General features: G+C 49.4%; 18 protein-coding genes and 1 pseudogene. 8 read left to right on the forward strand and 11 right to left on the reverse strand.

Annotation, left to right across the window (positions count from 1 at the left end; genetic code table 11):
• Nucleotides 1-72: 72 nt before the first annotated feature.
• A complete protein-coding gene (locus PAG01S_RS12705) occupies nucleotides 73-1,431 on the reverse strand; it encodes an esterase-like activity of phytase family protein (protein WP_062758903.1) in 1,359 nt (452 codons plus the stop codon).
• Nucleotides 1,432-1,735: 304 nt separating this feature from the next.
• Between PAG01S_RS12705 and PAG01S_RS12710 the strand changes: the two genes are divergently transcribed.
• Nucleotides 1,736-2,335 carry a hypothetical protein gene (locus tag PAG01S_RS12710; protein ID WP_010670405.1) on the forward strand — a complete coding sequence of 200 codons (600 nt, stop codon included), beginning with the start codon at nucleotides 1,736-1,738 and terminating at the stop codon, nucleotides 2,333-2,335.
• A 527-nt stretch (nucleotides 2,336-2,862) separates the two neighbouring features.
• Here the strand turns inward: PAG01S_RS12710 and PAG01S_RS22715 are convergent.
• Nucleotides 2,863-4,038 (reverse strand): methyl-accepting chemotaxis protein, encoded by a 1,176-nt coding sequence (locus tag PAG01S_RS22715; RefSeq protein ID WP_033768907.1) that lies wholly within the window; start codon nucleotides 4,036-4,038, stop codon nucleotides 2,863-2,865.
• Between the two features lie 817 nt (nucleotides 4,039-4,855).
• On the opposite strand from PAG01S_RS22715, the gene PAG01S_RS12720 reads away from it, so the two are divergent.
• Entirely contained in the window at nucleotides 4,856-6,028 is a 1,173-nt protein-coding gene (locus PAG01S_RS12720; RefSeq protein WP_050679319.1) for an EAL domain-containing protein, read from the forward strand.
• A gap of 167 nt (nucleotides 6,029-6,195) precedes the next feature.
• Here the strand turns inward: PAG01S_RS12720 and PAG01S_RS12725 are convergent, their stop codons facing one another.
• A complete protein-coding gene (locus PAG01S_RS12725) occupies nucleotides 6,196-7,059 on the reverse strand; it encodes a LysR family transcriptional regulator (RefSeq protein ID WP_033760582.1) in 864 nt (287 codons plus the stop codon).
• A 101-nt stretch (nucleotides 7,060-7,160) separates the two neighbouring features.
• Here PAG01S_RS12725 and PAG01S_RS12730 point away from each other — a divergent pair, with 101 nt between their 5' ends.
• Both PAG01S_RS12730 and PAG01S_RS12735 read left to right on the forward strand, forming a co-directional pair.
• Nucleotides 7,161-8,012, forward strand: coding sequence for an alpha/beta fold hydrolase (locus PAG01S_RS12730; protein ID WP_033760592.1), 852 nt, complete (start codon nucleotides 7,161-7,163; stop codon nucleotides 8,010-8,012).
• A 4-nt stretch (nucleotides 8,013-8,016) separates the two neighbouring features.
• The gene (locus PAG01S_RS12735; protein WP_033760594.1) at nucleotides 8,017-8,619 is read left to right on the forward strand and encodes a glutathione S-transferase; all 603 of its coding nucleotides are present in this window, start codon (nucleotides 8,017-8,019) and stop codon (nucleotides 8,617-8,619) included.
• 288 nt (nucleotides 8,620-8,907) lie between these two features.
• On the opposite strand, the pseudogene PAG01S_RS21730 reads toward PAG01S_RS12735, so the two are convergent.
• A pseudogene (locus tag PAG01S_RS21730) lies at nucleotides 8,908-9,096 on the reverse strand (LysR substrate-binding domain-containing protein); the annotation flags it as partial.
• 441 nt (nucleotides 9,097-9,537) lie between these two features.
• Here PAG01S_RS21730 and PAG01S_RS12740 point away from each other — a divergent pair.
• On the forward strand, nucleotides 9,538-9,885 hold the full coding sequence (locus tag PAG01S_RS12740) for a hypothetical protein (protein ID WP_062758905.1): 348 nt from the start codon (nucleotides 9,538-9,540) through the stop codon (nucleotides 9,883-9,885).
• A gap of 163 nt (nucleotides 9,886-10,048) precedes the next feature.
• On the opposite strand, the gene PAG01S_RS12745 is transcribed toward PAG01S_RS12740, so the two are convergent.
• Both PAG01S_RS12745 and PAG01S_RS12750 read right to left on the reverse strand, forming a co-directional pair.
• Entirely contained in the window at nucleotides 10,049-11,392 is a 1,344-nt protein-coding gene (locus PAG01S_RS12745) for an MFS transporter (protein ID WP_062758907.1), read from the reverse strand.
• Nucleotides 11,393-11,875: 483 nt separating this feature from the next.
• On the reverse strand, nucleotides 11,876-13,039 hold the full coding sequence (locus tag PAG01S_RS12750) for a mandelate racemase/muconate lactonizing enzyme family protein (protein WP_062758909.1): 1,164 nt from the start codon (nucleotides 13,037-13,039) through the stop codon (nucleotides 11,876-11,878).
• Nucleotides 13,040-13,231: 192 nt separating this feature from the next.
• Here PAG01S_RS12750 and PAG01S_RS12755 point away from each other — a divergent pair, with 192 nt between their 5' ends.
• On the forward strand, nucleotides 13,232-14,158 hold the full coding sequence (locus PAG01S_RS12755; RefSeq protein WP_062758911.1) for a LysR family transcriptional regulator: 927 nt from the start codon (nucleotides 13,232-13,234) through the stop codon (nucleotides 14,156-14,158).
• 161 nt (nucleotides 14,159-14,319) lie between these two features.
• Here PAG01S_RS12755 and PAG01S_RS22625 read toward each other — a convergent pair whose 3' ends face one another.
• Nucleotides 14,320-14,472, reverse strand: coding sequence for a DUF1232 domain-containing protein (locus PAG01S_RS22625; RefSeq protein ID WP_080701291.1), 153 nt, complete (start codon nucleotides 14,470-14,472; stop codon nucleotides 14,320-14,322).
• 223 nt (nucleotides 14,473-14,695) lie between these two features.
• On the reverse strand, nucleotides 14,696-15,316 hold the full coding sequence (locus PAG01S_RS12760; protein ID WP_033773452.1) for a TetR/AcrR family transcriptional regulator: 621 nt from the start codon (nucleotides 15,314-15,316) through the stop codon (nucleotides 14,696-14,698).
• A 173-nt stretch (nucleotides 15,317-15,489) separates the two neighbouring features.
• Between PAG01S_RS12760 and PAG01S_RS12765 the strand changes: the two genes are divergently transcribed.
• The gene (locus PAG01S_RS12765) at nucleotides 15,490-16,698 is read left to right on the forward strand and encodes an MFS transporter (RefSeq protein ID WP_022624386.1); all 1,209 of its coding nucleotides are present in this window, start codon (nucleotides 15,490-15,492) and stop codon (nucleotides 16,696-16,698) included.
• A 106-nt stretch (nucleotides 16,699-16,804) separates the two neighbouring features.
• Here the strand turns inward: PAG01S_RS12765 and PAG01S_RS12770 are convergent, their stop codons facing one another.
• The 3 genes from PAG01S_RS12770 to PAG01S_RS12785 all read right to left on the reverse strand — a co-directional run bounded on the left by PAG01S_RS12770 (nucleotide 16,805) and on the right by PAG01S_RS12785 (nucleotide 19,384).
• A complete protein-coding gene (locus PAG01S_RS12770; RefSeq protein WP_198426310.1) occupies nucleotides 16,805-17,602 on the reverse strand; it encodes an MFS transporter in 798 nt (265 codons plus the stop codon).
• Nucleotides 17,603-17,778: 176 nt separating this feature from the next.
• Entirely contained in the window at nucleotides 17,779-18,243 is a 465-nt protein-coding gene (locus PAG01S_RS12780) for a cytochrome P450 (RefSeq protein WP_233600731.1), read from the reverse strand.
• A gap of 187 nt (nucleotides 18,244-18,430) precedes the next feature.
• The gene (locus PAG01S_RS12785) at nucleotides 18,431-19,384 is read right to left on the reverse strand and encodes an MBL fold metallo-hydrolase (RefSeq protein WP_062758914.1); all 954 of its coding nucleotides are present in this window, start codon (nucleotides 19,382-19,384) and stop codon (nucleotides 18,431-18,433) included.
• Nucleotides 19,385-19,465: 81 nt separating this feature from the next.
• Here PAG01S_RS12785 and PAG01S_RS12790 point away from each other — a divergent pair, with 81 nt between their 5' ends.
• Nucleotides 19,466-20,392 (forward strand): LysR family transcriptional regulator, encoded by a 927-nt coding sequence (locus PAG01S_RS12790; RefSeq protein WP_052271375.1) that lies wholly within the window; start codon nucleotides 19,466-19,468, stop codon nucleotides 20,390-20,392.
• Nucleotides 20,393-20,397 lie beyond the last annotated feature (5 nt).

Raw genomic sequence — 20,397 nt, forward strand, 5'->3', positions numbered from 1 at the left:
ATCCGGGCTGAATCCTGCTCTTTTACAGAAAATCAGGCACTAAGCGCAGACAGCCCAGGGCAAGGGGAACGTTTATTTCAGCGGTTCCGGCAGCGTTACGATCCACAACTCGCTGTCCGACTCCGGTTTCTTCAGCGGCTTCACGCCGATCGTCGTTGCAACCGGCTCACCCTCTACAGTAAGTTCCCCCTTTTCGTTCAGCCGATAATCCTTGCGCTTCTTACCTTCCACCGGATTTTGCATGACCGTTTTCACGCCGAAGTCATTGTCATTGGCGACCGCCAGGGTTTTACTGTCGATAAGCGCCAGTCCTTCGGCCTTCTCCTGCTGCCAGCCGAGTTGACGTAAATCGACCACCAGCGTTTTAGCTGCGAGCTTAATGCCTCGCTGCGCCAGCGCTTTCTCGTCGTCCGACTCCGGATACTCACCAGGCTTATCGAATGCGGCAAGATCGGTAGCCGCACTGAGATCCACCTTATAGATAAGGTTGCGCATCGCGTCGTTTTTATCGCTGCCTTGTTCAATCAAGAGAATATGCTGATTATCGAGCGCCACGATATCGCCAATTTTGGCGTCGCTGTTTTTACTATAAGCCTCGCTGTCGATAGGGTATCCATACATCGCGGTTTTCCCGGTCGCCGGATCGAAGCTCACCAGCCGGGTAAAGCGCGCCTGCTTTTTACTTTTACCGTTGATATCCAGCGTACTCTGCACCGCGGCGATGATGCGCCCGTCCGGCATACGGGTAAGCCCTTCAAAACCACGATTAGGCTGACGCCACTTAAGAATATTAGGCAGTCCGCCCGCAATGGATTTTTCCCCTGCCATGGCCTGCGGCCCGTGAATCGCCAGAATCTTTCCGCGTTGATCAACGTTAATCAGAAACGGTCCATATTCGTCGCACAACCAGTACCCGCCCTTCCCGTCCGGCGTAATGCCTTCCGTATCCAGACCACGGTTATCGCCCTTCAGCACTTTCAGTGTGTCGCTTAACGCGACTTCATTGGTTGAGCCGATGACACCATCCTGTAGCGGCAATCCGTTAATATTGCCCTTGTCGTCATGTAGTGGTCTGGCGTCCGTGGCTTCTGCTTTGCCGTTCTGCACCCGAATATTCATCAGCAGCGGAGCGAAGTCTGGCGTGACGAAAATTTTTGACTCATGTTTGCCCACATCGGGTGAGTCGGCATTCGGCCCACGATCGGTGACGGTCGCGAAGGTGAGCGCATCCCCCTGCTTACCGGTAAACAGCAAACCGGAGCCGATTCCCACCGGCAAACCATCCGGAAACGTACTGGCGAACGCGCCGCTGTAGCTGACGCGCGTACCTTCCGGAAAACTGACGATATAGTGCTCAGCCTGAGGTTGCGCCGCAAGACCAGAAAACGAGAGCGCACAACTGATAACCAAAGAAATCGTTTTTATTTTCATAATATTAAATCCATGAGAGAAAGCTGACAGCGTAAAGAACATAAATGACAGGAAAATGAAATTTGCGGTAAAAACGGACAGCTAACAGGTTGATTTTGCCACCGTTAAGGCGCCGACTGGTGAGGTGGTGAACGTTGAGTGAACGTTGATTTGTGCGCAACGCTGTCTGCTCAGTGCCAGGATCTGACATTGGCAGAAAAATGATTGTTATTCATCACCATATTGCTATCGTTATGCACTTCCGGATGTGAACCACAGATGAGAAAGCTTGCGGGCTACTCACTTTTCAAAAAAAGGATTTGATATGTTTATGCGCCGTGCTTCTCTGTTTTTAATGTCAATGATGGCTATATCCCAGGCCCAGGCTGCTAACCTGCGGGCTGCCGATGTAATCACCTTTGATGTTGCCGGGGTAAAAACCGGTATGGATTATGATGAGGCCGTAAAAGCCATGACTGAGCACTTTCATGTGCCAGCATCATCGTTAGACGTTGATAAATACCCGGCTCTAAATGTGGTAACAGGAGATAAGCAGCCACAGTATATTGCTTACGAAAAAAACGGCGTCAAACTGCTTGTACATTTTGAAGGCCGTGTTCCTGCAGATCCGAAACATGCGCTGGCTGTGTCTCAGATTTCTTACGAGCTCCCATACTCCACTGAAAATAAAAATGCCATGGCCAAAGCCGCCGTTGAAAAATATGGTGTCCAGTCAAATGCACCTTACACACCGATGGTTTGGTGTAAAGCGCCCGGCAAGATGGCAACCATGGCATGCGGCCCGGATCCTGAGCAGCCGGTACTGAAATTATCAGGTACATCCCTGGAGATGAATGACCCATCGTGGACGAATGCCCGTATTAAAATGATGGACAGTAAACAAACCCGCACACCTGGTTTCTAAAGTGACTGATGCCGCCAGATGATCTTCTGGCGGCTAAGTGCCAGACGCTGATCATGGTTTTATGACAAAGGCTGAAGAGCAGCAGGTGATATTCAGGCGAGATGATTATCAAACGTGATGCGGGACAGTTCTGCACAAAGCCAGCTCAGATAAGCTTTCAGTCCTTATTGAAAATTTTTATACACACAGAGCCTCAGCCACCAGCAGGCTGGCATTTTCTAATGACTTTAATCTGACTCAACGTCTCCCTTCCGCCCATAACAAACCTCTATCAGACACATGATTTCTTAAAGCCCAGGCTGATAAAAGATGACAAGGCCATACTCTCTGCTCTGAGGTGGTGAGTAACTCCCAGAGCCAGTTTGCATACGGAAATGTGTACTCGCTCCGGGAGAATTTTCATAGGTTGAAACTGCGAACTGAACTGATGTTCTGGTTAGAGTAAATCAGAGACAGGCTGTCGTATCTCATCACCAGAACATCCCTGTATTTACCTGAGATAAGCGTTCATCAATGTGTGATGTTTATTATTCAGGCGATTTTTCTATGCCGCTAGCCGAATTACTTATTCGCATCTGAAGACGAGAAATGTGCCCGGTGATATCTGCAGTTCTTTCTGCTAATCCCCGGATAGCACTGGCGATGACAGAAAACCCACGGCCATGTACACCTGCTCTCGCGGCTTCGATACTGGCGTTCAGTGAAATGAGTTTGATCTGCGCAGCAATAATCCCGTTTTCAGAGACGAGTTCGGCAATTTCTTTTGCGGTTTCGGCGGTCTGAATGTTTCGCCTGACTTCGCTTTCCTCATGTCTGCCACGGTCTTTACGGCCCTGAATATCAATAAGCGCACCGACGGCACGCAAAGGGGTACCATCAGGTGCACGTTTAGTCTGCCCGCGGGCCTGAAACCACCGGTATTCACCACTTCGCAGTTTAAGACGATATTCAATATCAAAACCGGTTTTACCACTGAAGTCCATCAGGTGGCTGACGAAAGCATCGAGCGCATTCTGTTTGTCATCCGGGTGAAGGCGTGATGCCCAACTGTCCATCACATCAGGAAACTCTTCAATGGTTTCAAAACCCAACAGCTTCCTGAACTGCGGTGACCACCAGAATACGTTGTCGGGATTCAGGGGATTTCCGCCAATAATATCCAGATCCCAGAGGCCGTCATTAAGCATTTCGCGCGACAGGTCAAAACGGGTGGAGACAATATCAAACTTGCGGGACTGTGACGTTTCTTCTTCTGTATTCTCTATAACGGCAACCAGGCGCGGCGGCGTAAATTCACGACTGTATGATGCACGGATGCAAAACCACTGAAAGGTATTTGCGCCAGTTTTGATCAGGCAGCGTAACAGCTTTTCATCACCGCTATGTTTGAGTGTATGACTTATCAAACCTTTGAACGCTTCCCGGAAATCCGCATGGATCATCTGGATCAGCGAAGAGAGCCCGACCTCCTTCTGCAGAGGCAATCCCATAAGCTGGCGTGCTTCAGGTGAAACAAATGCAGGCGCGTCACTTTTAAGATCGGTCGTCTCAACATACCAATAGCCTTTCTGGCTGAGGTTCATAATACATTTCAGCAGCGTGGCATCACTATGATCCACATCCATCGTTTCATCGATAAATTTCTCAGCGATATCCATCGTTGTCGGCTCTTTGGCGGACTGTTTCCGGAATAAATTCAGCATTATTTCTCCTGGTGAGCATATACAGGCATAAAAATATGCCTGAAAGGGTTATCGGCAGAACTTTCTGGATATTAAGTTAAAGGTCGCTGGTTTGAATTAATACCGTAACAAGATGCTATAGATAGCTCGCCAGCGACAACTACCGGAGCTGAGGTGATGGATGAGCCTCACCGCCAGCGGGCTAAATTTATTTTTTTGAAATCCTGTGGCGCAAAATTATCTTTGGTCTATGATATCTGGAAAATTTCAGGCCTTATAATCCCGACGCTCCGATTCCCAACGAAATTTACGTTGAAATGTTACTCTTAGTTTTGACACGCGATTGTGGATTTATACTAGCTGGCTATCGCGGATATTAAATGAGTGGTTTAGCTGTGGCATGTCACTTCTGCTGACAGGCGAAAACCCGCACATTACTTATTGATATCCATAGGTATACTTCAGCAATTCATAAGAGAAACTGGCTGCTGATCATATTGGATGTATTAACAGGGTTTATTATTTAACTTAAGCGATATTTTTATGGGATTGGTTTCAATTTGTTTCTGGTTTACCATACCAGATACCATCAGCCTCATGCAGACCCGTGAGTTAAATAAGTATGGTATTTTATGTTCATGAACTTTCCCCGCTCACTGACATCATAGCTATGTGTATCGCACTTAATAACCATAGACAATTTAAGGCCTCCGCAAAATGACGTTTGCAAAAGATTAATTTTTCCGCCGCAAACAAAACAGGGTTTTAAAAAAGGTTTTCTATTCCGTTCCCGCTCAGGTCATTAATGCCTTACAGAAATACGTTTCAGGATATTTAAATGAATGAAAGATTGAAAGATACTGATTCTCGTGCAGCCTATCAGCAGCTAATTAAGTCGGGCGAGTTTAAACCTTTTTTTCAGCCGATAGTCTCACTTGAGGATCAGCGCGTAGTGGGTTTTGAATTGCTGGCACGGCGTATTTTGCCCGAAGGGATTATCGTATCTCCGGCTGAGTTCATTCCGGCTATGGAACATCATGGGTTACTCAATGAGCTGATGACAAGTCTGGCCGCTCAGGGATTCATGACAGCGAGCACCTGGCCAGAACACCAGTTTCTGTCTATAAACGTTTCTCCTTCACAACTGAACGGTAAGCACCTTCCCGAAATTTTAAGAAAACTGGCTGAACGTTATCAGTTCAGCCTTTCACGGCTCAGGATTGAAATCACCGAGACAGCATTGATCGATGATATAGAGACGGCTCATGCAGAACTCGAAGCATTGTCTGAAATGGGTTGTATGATTGCTATGGATGACTTTGGCACCGGCTGTTCAAGCCTTGCCTGGCTTATCCAGCTTCCCGCCAGCACGATTAAGATTGATGGCAGTTTTATTCGTTCAATGCTTCAGAAAAAGGATAGCCGGAAAATTATCTCCAGCGTAGTCGGTTTGGGCCGCAGCCTGGATATGGACGTCATTGCTGAGGGTGTTGAAACAGAGGAACAGGCTGAGATGTTGCGGGGTATCGGCTGCGCTTATGCACAAGGCTACTTATTCAGCAGGCCGATCCCGGCTGAAGAAACACATAATTTTCTCACCGCTGGCTCTGGCCGTAAATTTCATAGTCGTGTGGCACGAATGTCTCTTGAGCAGCGCGCGCATCAGATTTCATCGATGTATGCTGCGCCTGACACCTCTATCTGTTTTCTAAGCCCTGAACTGATGATTGTTGACGCAAGTGATACCTTTGCAGCGCGGGTTGGCTGGCCAATGCAGGACATTACCCATCGCCATATTTTTGAAGTGATACCGTCTCAAGCTGAGAAGCTGCTTTGGTTGCAGGATTTCAGGACAAAAGGTCTTCCTTACCCTCCGTTTGAGGTAAAGCTGCCCGGCGGTAGCACCGATTTGGTTATGATTACGCGGGTGGAGGATGAGGCAAAAGATTTACTGGGGTTTTGTGTGTTTGGCTTTAACATTGACCGTCAGAACAACCTTGTTCAGCCTTAGTGCCAGTTTACGACATCAGATGATACTTCCCTGTCGCTAAAATAACCTTAACGGTGCAGGCTTCAGTTTCAGGTTGTTAGCTGAAGATGGGGAAAATGTCCGCCTGGTCGGAAGCGGACATTATTAACAACGCCTCTTTTCATCAACTAATTGCAGCCACTTCACTTTCAATCTTTATGCATCAGCCTGGTCAGCATCTCGCAGAAGGCCTCGCTTGCTGGATTAACGCGGTGTTTATTCAGGCGTAGCAGGCAATCGACCGACGGCAGAGGCATCAATTTCTCAAGTTCAGACACGCTACAAATCGCTTTATCAACGCTGTATTGATTGAGTATTCCCACCCCCAGCCCCGTGGTTATCGCCGCAAGCATACCTGCTACTGAAGGACACTCCAGCATCACAGCAAATGGAATGTTTGCCTGGCGAAGTTTCTCCTCAGCCAGGTTACGGTAATAGCAATCCGGTCCCCAGGTAATAAGCTTCAGGCTCTTATCCGAGTCATGTCGCCAGGCAGGCGTTGCGTACCAGTATAAATTTTCACTCCACAATACCTTATCTTCCATCGATGCCGTGCCAGTGAAATCCTGATGTAAAATGATCTCCAGACTTCCTTCAGAAAAATGCTGACGCAGGAGATGACTTTGCTCCACCACCAGTTGTATATCCACCTCTGGATGGTGGTGAGTGAAGGTTGAAATCACCCCGCATATTTCAGTCATTGAGATGTGTTCAGTGACCCCGATTCGCAGCTTGCCACGCAGCGCCGAAGGCGAAAAATAGGCTACGGCTTGATCGTGTTCAGTGAGTATTTTTTCCGCATGTTGCAGCAGAACGCTGCCCTTTTCTGTCGGAACGGCTTTTCCGGCGATGCGCGTTAATAGCTGGCATTGAAGTTGATCTTCAAGCCGTCTGAGCTTCCAGCTTACAGCGGACTGGCTCAGGTTGAGTAGTAATGCGGCCTTACTCATATTGCCCGTTTGCAGCACGGTCCGGAACACTCTGAGTGAGTCAACGGAGAGTCGTTTGTTCATTTTTGTATGACAAAAGTAGGATTACAGCGGGAAAGAATGTCACTGGTGTCATATTCAGTCAACGGATAGCCTGACTGAAACAAACATAACGGAGAAAGCCGATGCCCGCTAATAACCCATTACTGAATGACGACGTTCTGATAAATGGTTGTCGCATTGCGACCGGAGTCCATGGTTCAGGAAGACCTCTGGTGCTGGTTCATGGCACGCCCGCACACTCAGTAATCTGGCAGTCACTGGTGCCGGTATTTGTCGATGCGGGTTTTCATGTTCATCTGTATGACCTGGCTGGGTTTGGCGCGTCAGAGCGCCCTTTGACGGCTGATACCTCGGTTGCCGCTCAAGTCGGTTTTCTGCTGAAACTGCTTGAACACTGGCAGCTCAAAAAAACAGATCTTTTTGGTCACGATATCGGTGGGGCCATTTCACTCAGACTGGCGTTCGACAACCCATCCCTTGTGAAGACGCTTACGATTGCGGATATTCCGAGCTACGATTCCTGGCCTTCGCCCACATGGAAAGATATGCGGGATCACTATGCGGATTATGCGCTGATCCCCGCCACTGAGCATTACCGCGCGATGTGTCGCCAGTTAAAGATGGCTGTTTTTAATAAGGATCGTATGACAGAGCAGCGGCTGGATAGTTATCTTGCACCGCTTTGTGGTGTGGTAGCGCAACCTTCATTTTATCAGCATCAGGTTGCGCACTATAATGAGTGTTACACCAGTGACTTTGCAGAAAAATTGCCGCAACTCCGGCTGTCAGTACAGATTTTATGGGGCGCCGAAGATGAATGGCAACCCGTTGAGTATGCAAGGCGTTTGCAGCGCGACATCGTCTCTTCCACGCTGCATATCTTTGAACAGGCCGGACACTTTTTAATGGAAGATGCCCCCTTGCCAGTCGCCGCACAGGTAATTGATTTTGTTAATCAACATAATATGAGGTAGAGCCATGATCCTTATCGGAATGCTGGATTCACCCTATGTCAGACGGGTTGCTATTTACATGAAAGTATTGGGTATTCAATTCGAGCATCGCCCGCTTTCGGTATTCGGCGATTTTGATGCCTTAACGAAAATTAACCCGGCCGTTAAAGTTCCAACGCTTATCACAGATGATAATCAGGTGCTGATCGATTCCACACTAATCATTCATTACCTTGAGAAATATTGCGGTCATTCGCCTGCACCTACATCAGCGTCCGGCGTGGAAGAGTTCCGGGATCTGCATCTTACCGGCTTCGCCTTGGCCGCCTGCGAAAAAGCGGTGCAGATTGTGTACGAACAGCGTCTCAGGCCGGAAGAAAAACAGCATCAGCCCTGGGTGGATCGCGTAACTCAACAACTGCATGGTGCCTGGCAGACGCTGGAGAACGGGCTGCGGGAAAGTCATCCTGACATGCTGTCCGTGGCCGGTATCAGCATCGCAGTGGCCTGGAGTTTTACAGAATTGATGCTGCCGGATACCGTCAGCCGTGCGCTGTACCCGGAATTGGCCGGGTTTACATTGCTAGCCGAACAGCGACCGGAATTTCTGGCAACGCCTTTGATTTAATGAGGATGGGTTTTGTATATAAGAGCCCAATGATGCCTTACCTAATGTATAAAGAACTTATAGCTTTAGAATTAGTCGATAGCAAAAGGTGACTCAATGAGCACCAATTGAATATCTTCATACAATATAAATAACTCTTAATAATCTAATAAAGGCAAATAAACGTAACATCCGCTTTTTGCATATAACGGGCAATGCTCTGCTCTATGCCAGAAACGGACGTTTATGATTTTGAATTAAGCATAAAAGTGCATACGATTTCAGAAAGCATTAACTTCCCGATACGGATTACAGAGACAGGCCTGACTCAGCAATAAAAACGATAAAGCAGCGTATTCTCGATGAGAGATATCGGCTGGCCGGCCAGAGTGCCGAGAAATACCCCTGCCTGGTACAGTAACCGGGCAATACCTCTTTCAGTTGCCCCGAATCCAAAGATTCACGTACGACAAAATCGGGCACATAGCTGATACCCATACTGACTGGTCTGCTACACGGATAACAACAATATATGAGTCAGCACCTGATGTCATACTGATGGCTTACGGTTAAACGTGACGGCCGGATTGAGAAATGAGCGATTGAAGAGCGCGAAAAATCTTAAACTTAATCTGATGTTCATCCTGTTAAGTGGCTGAAACACACAGCTAACGCGTTGCGCATATAGATAAATACATTCCCCACTGGAACGATTAACCTGCCACCTGCTGGCCTTTCCTTAAGTCAAATCCGCACCCCACCGCCATGATCGGGTTACACGTCAGTTATTGATAGTACCAGCGAAAACTGGAGTGAAAATAACGCGCGTTATCGTAACCTTAGAACTCTACATTTTTCATTCAAAAACAGTAACTTCTCCTCTGATTACAGTTCGCCTATGCTGGCTGCTCATTAAATTTCACTTCAGAAGGATCTGTTATGTTTGTTGTGCCCGCATCCTACAGTGCAGAGACTGTTGAGTGCCTTTATGAAGTCATCGGCATACTCAACCTGAACGGCGTACGCTGCCACGTTATCTTTGACAGTCAGGCATCCCGCGCCGCAGTGATCCAGGCGGATGCGACAGAGGAACATGGCGAAATGCGCCATCCTGTGCTGGCCGTGCTGGAAATGGAACGCGTAACGAGTATCAACACTATACTGCGCATCAAATCGTTCTGGACCGATTCCGAGGGCGCTCAATCAGGTGTGGAACCAGGCACGCTGGCAAAAGCGTTGTATAAAGCGCTGACAATAAAGAAACATATCACGCTGGTGGGATTGTAGGCATTCTGAAGCCCGTGAAGTACGGGCTGTAACAGTCAGGTATTGAGAGAGATACACGCCGGGGATGAGAATGATAATTCTACAGGTGAACAAGAGTACTTAATGCTGCTCCGCGCATCCTGCCCGATTGGGCGTCCGATGACAGTGTGAAGATTCCGCTTTATTATTGACGTGTTGATACTGCTCTGTGTGAAGAAACAGAGAATGCCTTGCTGAAGTCCCGGATGCGTTCCTCACGTCCCACGGCAAGGGCAAACAGCACGCCACCCACAATAGAGAACAGCCCCAGAACACCCCATGCCAGCGTCATATCACTACCACCACCCAGATGCTTGAGGTATCCGGCAACAAGGGGGCCGCCAGACTGTCCAATGAAGTTACTGCATGCGCCGACAAAAGCCACCGCAGGAACTGCTTTCTTTGTCGGGAGAATTTCAGTCAGCCTGACGTAAACCAGTGGCACCAGCATCTTCATTGTCAGGCCGACAAACATGAACAAACCTATCTGAGCCCAGTAATATGACAGCGGCACAAAAGCGGCAGCCAGTAATGCCACACCACAGAGGACGGTGGGAATAGCGGCATGCAGTCGTCGCTCCTGGTTGTACTTATCTGAACGCCGGGTGATATACCAGATGCCCAGCATCGTCATCAGGAATGGCATCCCACTGATGAGACCGACCATAAATTCACTGAGCGTGCCATACCCTTTGAGAGCTGTCGGCAGCCAGAGCGTAAAACCGTAAGCGAGCATGCTATGCAGGGAGTAGCCGATCAGCATCAGCCAGAGGGCCGGTATTTTGAGAATGGTCCACCAGGGATCGGATTTCTCATTCCTGTAGTTTGACTGCTCAGCGGCCAGGTCTTTCTGGATATAATCCCGATCTTCGGCATTCAGCCAGCTAGCGGCCTGAATACTTTTAGGAACCAGATAAAACCAGATGATGCAGAACAGCCAGGCCGGAGCACCTTCAATTACCATCATCATGCGCCAGTTATGATGTGCAAGGATCCAGCCAGATATCGGACCGGCCAGAAACGCGCCCGCACCCAGGCTAAGATTCCAGATTCCGAATGCACGCCCCCGCTCAGGCTTCATAAACCACTGGGCCAGGAACATGGCCGTGGCGGCCTGAATTGGACCTTCAGCGATGCCCAGTAAGAAACGGATCGCAATCAGTTCACCGAAGTTACGCGTCAGGCCGGTAAGCATTGCGCTGGCCCCAAACAGAAACAGGCTGATGCCGATTATTTTCCGTGATCCAAAACGGAGAGCCAGCCATCCTGCGGTAAATTGCGTGGCGACATAACCCCAGGCAAATGCGCCGCCAAGCCAGCCGGCTTCAACAGGACTCAGGCCCATTTCAGCTGTTATATGGGGCAGCGCCATGCCTATATTCACCCGATCAAAAAATGAAATGGTATACATGATGAATACGGCAGGTAATATGATTGTCCAGCGTTTATTTCCGATAAGCGCATGACCCTTGAGAGTTTTCTCACTCATGATAACTTCCTCATTTAACACTGTGGCAGGGGGAGGAAATGCTGATTTCAGATTCTTTTAAATATCAGTCAAAATTTTTTATTCATTACCCGTAGGATGTAACGGAGAAATGAGCGATCTGAAAGCAAAAGGCGCGGATAAACAGGCCGGGCGCCAGGGTTAATGAGTGGTTCGAAATGCCTGATATTTCTCAAAATTTCCAGTGCATATCTAATCCAAAAATAATATCTGAACGCCGATAATTCAATGGATGGCTGATATACCTACAAGAAGATGTTGTGCCTGAATCAAAGCCAGCCCTTCAACCCGAAATTATTAACAATGCTACCGTTAGCCAGTTCAATAACGCCCTCTCCTCTCAGATTCAGATAAATTTATTCTTCCTGAGGCGTCAGGTTAATTAAGAGATTGATATTTTCCCGCAGCCCCTCAACTTAACGAGGGGCGCAGTGACATTAAACATGCCGTAATGTAAGCGGAAACTTATTCAGCCAGCGCCCGCATTTCTTTAATGAGGTCTGATTTGCCTTCGAAACCGATACCCGGCAGTTCAGGCATAATAATATGGCCATCTTCAACTTTTACCGAGTCCGGGAAACCGCCGTAAGGCTGGAAAAGATCGGGATAGCTTTCGTTACCACCCAGACCGAGGCCGGCGGCGATATTCAGGGACATCTGATGGCCGCCATGAGGTATGCAGCGTGACGGTGACCAGCCAAACTGCTCCAGCACATCCAGTGTGCGCAGATACTCAACCAGCCCATAGGAGAGCGCGCAGTCAAATTGCAGATAGTCGCGATCCGGACGCATACCGCCATAACGCAGCAGGTTTCGCGCGTCCTGATGTGAAAAGAGGTTTTCGCCCGTTGCCATTGCGCCTGGATAGAACTCCGACAGGGCTGCCTGCAGAGAATAATCGAGCGGATCGCCAACCTCTTCGTACCAAAAGAGCGGATATTCACGCAGCATTTTTGCGTAGGCAATACCGGTTTCCAGATCAAAGCGACCATTAGCATCAACGGCGAGGCGCGCTTCGCTGCCGATTTCTTCGAGTACGGCCTCAATACGGCGGCGGTCTTCGTCCAGAGAGGCACCACCGATTTTCATTTTCACAACGTTATAGCCGCGGTTCAGGTAGCCGCGCATTTCCTGTCGCAGTGCGCCAAGGTCTTTACCCGGATAGTAGTAACCCCCAGCCGCATAGACGAAGACGCGCAGATTAGCCTCAACGCCCTTCATTTCGGCCAGCAGGCGGAACAGCGGCTTGTTTGCAATTTTTGCCGTTGCATCCCAGATGGCCATGTCCAGGGTTCCCACTGCAACTGAACGCTCGCCATGACCGCCAGGCTTTTCGTTGCTCATCATCACAGCCCAGACTTTATGCGGATCCAGGTTGTTACCTTTGCCATTCAGCAGGCTTTCGGGATCGGCTTCCAGGATGCGGTCACGGAAGCGTTCCCGGATCAGGCCACCCTGGCCATAACGGCCGTTAGAGTTAAATCCGTATCCCACTACACGGTGCCCGTCGACTTCAACATCGGTCACAACGGCGACCAGGCTTGTCGTCATCTTGCTGAAATCGATGTACGCATTACGAATAGGGGAAGCAATGGGTTTGGTAATTTCTACAACATCAAGGATGCGCATGATCTCTCCGGTAGTTCTCAGTCAAAGACTGTTTTACTAAAATACCTACGCAATCAGTTATGTCATGCCATCTGTTTATCGGCATTCATCGGCACAATGAAGTAGCGTAGTGTTAAGGGACCTGATTGTTCTGTCTGCTATTATCCTAAGCAGTACATGGGTTCCGTTCTAATGCCAAAGAGGCAGCCTGTAATGCAAAATCGGCATCACCTGGAGTTAACCTGGCTTGAAGACTGTATTGCGCTGGCGCAATCACTCAATTTTTCCCGTGCGGCAGCTTCACGATATGTGACACAGCCTGCATTCAGCCGCAGAATCGTCTCGCTAGAAGAGTGGCTTGGCACGCCAATTTTTGAAAGAAATCGTCGGGGCGTCAGCCTGACCCGCGCCGGAGAGGTTTTCGTCAAGCAGGTGCCGGAACTTATTCGTGCGCTTTATACCCTGAGAAGTGAATCTATCGAGGCCGCAGGAGAAGCCCGACCGGATGTTATTTTTTCCGCCACGCATGCCCTGTCATTTTCTTTTTTTCCGGCACTGATGCGTAACAACGAAAAAATTGCCCGCTTCGGATCTTTTCGACTGTTATCAGACTCATTAAGTGCCTGCGAACGCATGATTGAGAAAGGTGACGCGCAATTTCTGCTTTCTTATTACCATCCTCATATGCACATTCATCTCGATCAGTCGAAATATCTCAGCGTCCGGCTTGGACAGGAAATTTTACAGCCGTATTCACGATGCGATCCGACAACGCGTGAGCCTCTATTCCATGCGTCAGGCGGTAAGAAGTTTCCTTTCCTCTCCTATTCTGCTGAATCCGGCCTGGGCCGCATCCTGTCTAATACCTCACAGGTTAACCGGGCCAGACGCGGAATGGATATTGCCTTCACGGCCGATCTTGCTGCCACCTTACTCGCCATGGTCAAAGCCGGAGACGGCATCGCATGGCTGCCGGAAACACTGGCAGCGCCGGATGTTGATGCTGGCTCGATTGCCGTAGCAGCTAATAACGAGAGCGCACTCTGGATACCCATAGAGATCCGGCTGTTCAGACCCGCAGCGAGGATGTCCCGAGCGGTAGAAGCGTTGTGGGAAATTTTCTTAGATGGCCAGATCTGAGCGGCAAACCATTTTGCGCCGATCGCGACAACATCTGAAAGGGATAAAGCGAGAACACATCAGAACCACAAGCTGACGCTCTAAGTGGCCTGACAAGCAGAGTAGCACAAACTACCCATATCAATATAAACACCGCTTGCCTTAATGCGACCGACCGGAGATTAACTAGCTTGCGCTGCGGTTTCCCGGTTTTCACGCATGACATCGACTGGGTAAGACGTCCCAGGCACTATAAGCAGGTAATCGGGATAACCGATGATGGGAATGAAATCGGGTATTAAATCAAGTGGGTTAAACAGTATAGGCTGCGACAGTCAACGCCAGCACTTCAGCGAGCATCGGCGTGCGGAGATCGCGGGCGGCAAGCCATACCGCGTGCAGTCCCGTTTGATGTCTCACACCCATTGTCTGGTGTCAGCAATAAGTTTGATACTCACTAACAGGCATTAACTTATTGAGACGTGCTTACTTTACGCTTCCGCACAGTTGCTCTCTGACAGGCACAAGCTTCGTGCTGAAACTAAGCGCCGTTCTCTGTCACTCAACAACGTTCAGTGCATTAGCATCCCAGGCTTTCATCGCGGTTGATACCGCCGAATCGAGTTCATTGCCGGTTGCGCCATCACGGGCTTCAGTCGACAGGCCGATCTCAAAACTGTGAAGGGTCGTGGCCAGCGCGCGCACGTCGGTATCGAAAGCCAGGAGTCCCGCCTCTTTCGCTCTTGTGACACATCGCAAAAATCCCGCCCTGGTCCGATCGCGCTGCGCTGCCAGAATCTCACGAATGTGCTCGTTCGCTGGCGAACAGGTATTAACGGATAGCGCAATCAGGCAACCACTGGGATGCCCCTGTTCTGTCTGCATTTTTGCAGAACGACGCAACGCCAGTTCAATAGCGTCACGGGGTTCAAGCGTGTCATCCCATAGGCAATCGTTAACCTGACCAAAAGTCGTCATATAACAATCGACAACCTCCTCAAACAGCGCTTCTTTTGAACCAAACGCGGCGTAGAAACTTGGGGCGGTGATGCCGTTGCCGAGGTTTGACTTGAGCATGGCAAGCGAAGTGGACTCGTAACCATGCTGCCAGAAAAGGGTCATCGCCTGACGAATTGCCTCGTTCCGGTCAAATGTCCGTGGGCGTCCCATCTGAGCCATATCCGCTCCTTTTTCGCTTATCGTATATAAATACTAATCGATACATATATACTTGACAAGCCTCAGTGTAGCCTATACTTTCTGATATATACCGATCGGTATATATATTGTAAAACCCGTTATCCGGAGGGTTTCGCAATTTTTAGTCGTTACAAACTAAAAAAGGGGCCAACGTGCACGCCAATACAGTATTCAGTGAGACCACAACACAACGGGGTCTGCCACTGGCTTCCCTGCTGGCATTTGCCATGACAGGCTTTATTGCCATCCTGACCGAGACCCTTCCGGCGGGTTTACTTCCGGAAATTGGAATGGGTCTTGACGTATCTCAGGTGATGGCGGGTCAGCTGGTCAGCATTTATGCGCTGGGTTCGCTACTCGCGGCAATCCCTCTGACGGTTCTGACCAGTGGCTGGCGTCGTAAAAAGGTACTATTACTCGCCGTAGGTACCTTCCTGATTTTCAACACTATTACCACCCTTTCGTTCAGTTACTGGCTGACGATGGCAGCCCGATTCATGTCGGGTGTGGCTGCAGGACTTGCATGGGGAATTCTGGCGGGCTATGCGCGACGCCTCGTTCCTGCTGAAATGCAGGGCCGCGCTCTCGCTATTGCTATGGTTGGAATACCGGTTGCCCTGTCCCTTGGAACCCCGGCTGGCGCATGGCTTGGCAGCATGATGGGATGGAGAGTCCCCTTTGGTATCATGGCAGCATTGGCAGTCATTCTGTTCATCTGGACATGGGTGGCGGTTCCTGACCTGCCGGGACAGCAGGCCGACCGCCGACTACCGGTATGGCAAGTTTTCCAGATGCCCGGAGTCAGACCTGTTCTGGCGGTTATCTTTCTATGGATGACGGCACACAATATTCTTTATACATTCATCGGACCGTTCCTGCAGTTGTCGGGGCTGACCGGAAATGTCGGGCTTATCTTGCTGATTTTTGGCATTGCGGCACTTATCGGCATCTGGATAACCGGGATGCTGGTGGATCGCCATCTGCGCAATCTGGTTCTGCTCAGTCTGGTGGCACTGGCGGCGGTTTCTGTGGCACTCGCCGCAGGCATGCGGGAACAGATTGTGGTCTTTGTGGCCGTCATCGTATGGGGATGGTCGTTTGGCGGCGCGTCAACTCAGATGCAGACGGCTGCCGCTGATGCGGCAGGCAATCATGTCGATGTCGTTCAGGCAATGGTTACAACTGCCTGGAATCTGGCTATCGCAAGCGGCGGCGTCATTGGTGGTCTGCTTCTCAATAATGCCGGTGCGGTATCTTTCCCGTGGGCGCTACTGATCTTTATGGCTGTTGCGTTGATTATCGCCTGGTGCGCGAAAAAGCATGCTTTCAGGCCCGGTGCAAGAGAACCTTTAGTAAAATAGTGACTTCCAGGGACGTCCGGAACGGACGCCCCGTTTTGGCACCAACCGCCTGCTTTGAATATCTAAAAGAGACCTCAGTTATTTAAGTCGTCCATTTGGGCACTCTTTAAACAGAACTATCGGATTCGTTGCTTCCCGAAATATTCTTTTGTTTTTTGTCTGGAAGACAAGCCATTGAGATAATGCCAGTGAGTACGATGAGAGAACTCATGCCTGCAAAAACAACCATCAGACTCGCAGCGGCGGCCAGTCCGGAAAGGAGACCAGAAAGTGCTTCAGCAGTATTAGCCAGGGTAGAAAACGTGCCGAATGTCTTGCCTGTGTTCTCTGCAAAAGACCAGGACTGTATGAGTGTCACCAGAGAAATATCAACGAATGCACCACTCATACCAAGGACGAATGCTACCGGCAGCAGAGCCTCGAGCGAATAGAGGGCAATAAATGACATTAAAATCAGTAAAATTCCGTAAAAGAACCAATTGCGCATAACATTCAATGGTGAAATATTTATGGCAAACCGTCCGTAAATGAGACCCCCGGTAATTGTGCCTGCAGCCATTAGAGAAAATATCCAGCTGGTAAATATCTCCCCATTCCCCTGACTGACAGCTACAGCGGGAATAATAAAACGAAGTAATGATCCGGTAAAGAGAATGCAAACAGATGAACCAAAAATAGCAATAAATAAGCCAGGAGCTTCCTGAAATAAACTTTTAATGCAGGATAGATTCTCCTGATATACTTGTTTCAATCTGAACGCCGACGTTTTATTCTGTGAATTTTCTGAAAACGTACAAAGTATAACAATTGAAATTGCATACGTTAATGTATTGAACATCAGCATCCAGGGCTTGTCTGCCAATGAGAGTATAACTGAACATTTGATGCGCCAATTGTCTGCCATCCAGCCACCAGCGGAGCCGAAAAATAGAAAAGGAATAAAACGAAAAAAAATAGACGCAGCCGGCAAGAAGATAATTATTATGCGTGTTCTCGAGCACAATAAAAACAAAAACGACCTCATATACATGATCGCCCAACTTCGAGATGAAAAGAGAAGCAAGTAACGTGCGGAAATCTTTAATTTTCAGCCAGTTCATAGAAGTCTATTCCAAAATTAAAATCTGAAGCACCTGGTGCAGACACACCCTCTGCAAATTCGATTATGCTAACGTCCCTGAGCATGTAATGTGAGTTTATGTGGGCAATAAACGACGAAGCAAAGCTGAGCGCTATGCCCATACCAATACACATATGCATGCCCGTGCCGAATGATAGTGGCTTTTCTTTTCGCCCCGCAATAAAACGGAATGGGTTATCGAAGACTTTTTCATCGAAGTTAGCCAGTGCCGTGTAAAACATGACCCTGTCACCTTCTTTAAGGTTCTGGCCTCGGAAAATCAGGTCCTGCGCTATTACTCTACCTACAGAAAGAACGGGACTGTATAAGCGAGAAGCTTCTACAACGATATCCCGAACATTGACTGTATTCACCTTCAGGTTGAAGTGAGAAATGGCCCAGAGCGCAGCGACAATGAGTGGCATAACGCTGTCGACTTTATCAGCCCCATAACCTCATTGATTACTAATCTGTACGGCAACGCTCTGGCCCCTCTTACAGAGAAGCCTCTAAACTAAAAGACATTATTCAATTTGTTAATATTGAAGCGCCGCCTGTTAACTTACATCAAAATTTTTCTCCCTGATATTATTACGTTTTTTAGTTAAAAACCTACTGCCCAAGCTGCGTGGTGTAATTAGCGGGCACCCAGCGATAAGCGTTACCTTCATGCTGCACATGGCCCAGGCCAGGGAAGGCGATATGCGCCGCTGCCACCCAGTAGCCCTGATCTGCAGCCTGTTTCAGTACCCTTTCACGTGTAGTGATAGCCTGTTTCTGATCGACATCAAAATGGATGGCCACTTCAGGATCGGGCAATTGCACCGCTTTGGCATGGATGATATCTCCCCACAGCACCAGGGTCTGACCTTCACTCTCTACGCGATAAAGTACGCTACCCGGCGTGTGCCCAGCTGTCGACTCTGCACGGATTCCCCCCGTTAATGTGGCTGGTGCCATAAACGTTTTAAGCAGGCCAGCATTGATGACTGGGCGAAGAGTCCGTTCAGATTCTGCAAAGGTATGGGCCTGACTGGTCTCTACCCTGCTGACGTTAGCCGGATTAAGCCAGAAATCGACATCCCGTTTATCCACGAAAACTTCGGCATTTGGAAAAGCAGGCTTGCCCGCGCGTGATACACCGCCTGAATGATCGGCATGAATATGGGTTAAGAGTACGGCATCGATCGACTCTGCCGGATAGCCAGCGGCGGCCAGATTAGTCAGCAGATGTCCGCCATTGTGTCCAAAAAGCTCACCGGCCCCGGTGTCGATTAAAATGCGCTTTTTACCATCATCGATAACGAAGGCATTGATTGATGTTTCGGCCTGCGGCGTCATCGAATCTCTGGCCAGTGCATGGTTTAGTTTTTCAGGCGAAATGTTAGTCAGTAATTTATTCAGGGGAACGGTCACCGTGCCGTCGGAAACCGCGGTAATGCGTAATTTCCCCAATGTCATCCGGTAAAAACCCGGAGCTTGCTGATCCCGTACAGAGGTCTGTTCGGCAGCATAGACCGGACTGAACGCGATAAGAGAAGCCACCAGCATCAGTAAAATTTTCATAAATATCTCTCCAGAAAGTTTCATCACAACGTGGTGGGCAGTATCATTACGCAACCTGTATCACTCAAATTGATTAAACTGATGCTCACTATCAGAGAAAATGATTTTCATCGAATCGACCTGAATTTACTGACGGTGTTGTTGGTTCTGAAGCGGGAAGGCAGCGTGTCGCGTGCGGCAGAAAAGCTGCATCTGGGTCAGCCAGCAGTCAGTAATGCACTGGCCCGATTGCGGCTAATGTTCAGCGATCCACTGTTTGTGCGCACGGCGAAAGGCATGGAGCCTACCCCGCGTGCTGAAGCGCTGATCGCTGAGCTGGGCCCGTTAATGGCACAGATGCAGAACGTATTGTTTCAGCCAGCATCCTTCACGCCTTCTGAGGCGACACATGTTTTTCGGCTGGGGATGAGCGACTGGGTTGAACGCTGGCTGATGCCGGGACTATATGCGCGCATCACACGTACCGCTCCCGGCGTGACGCTTCAGGTTACGGCCAGCGATCCCTTCCGGGATGCGGAGCTGGTCGCGCGCGGAGAGATCGATCTTGCCATTTCGGTTGGCGAGAGCACACCCGCCACGCTCCAGCGCGAGAAAATTGTGTCACACAACTTTTGTACGTTGTGGCACCCGGAACAGCTTTCGTTGCGTGCACCGCTGACGCTGGAGGATTATGTGGCGCATGATCATCTGCTGGTTTCCTATCGAGGGGCGAACTGGAGCGCCATCGATGACCAGCTTGCGGCATCAGGAAAGGCCCGTTCGATTCGCTACGTGACGCCGCATTTTTCCTCTCTGCCTCCGCTGCTGGCGCGCGCACCCGCGTTAGCCACCGTTCCCGCTGGGCTGTCGGATGAGTGGGTGACGCATTACGGCTTATGCTGTAGCCCGGTACCCATTGAAACACCGGAAATAGCCCTGTCACTGCTCTGGCATAAACGGCTTGATAACGATTTGTCACTGCGCTGGCTCAGGGAAGAACTGCGTAGCGTGATGACAGAACGAACCTGAATAGC

The organism is Pantoea agglomerans NBRC 102470 (genome assembly GCF_001598475.1).
Classification (GTDB): Bacteria; Pseudomonadota; Gammaproteobacteria; order Enterobacterales; family Enterobacteriaceae; genus Pantoea; species Pantoea agglomerans.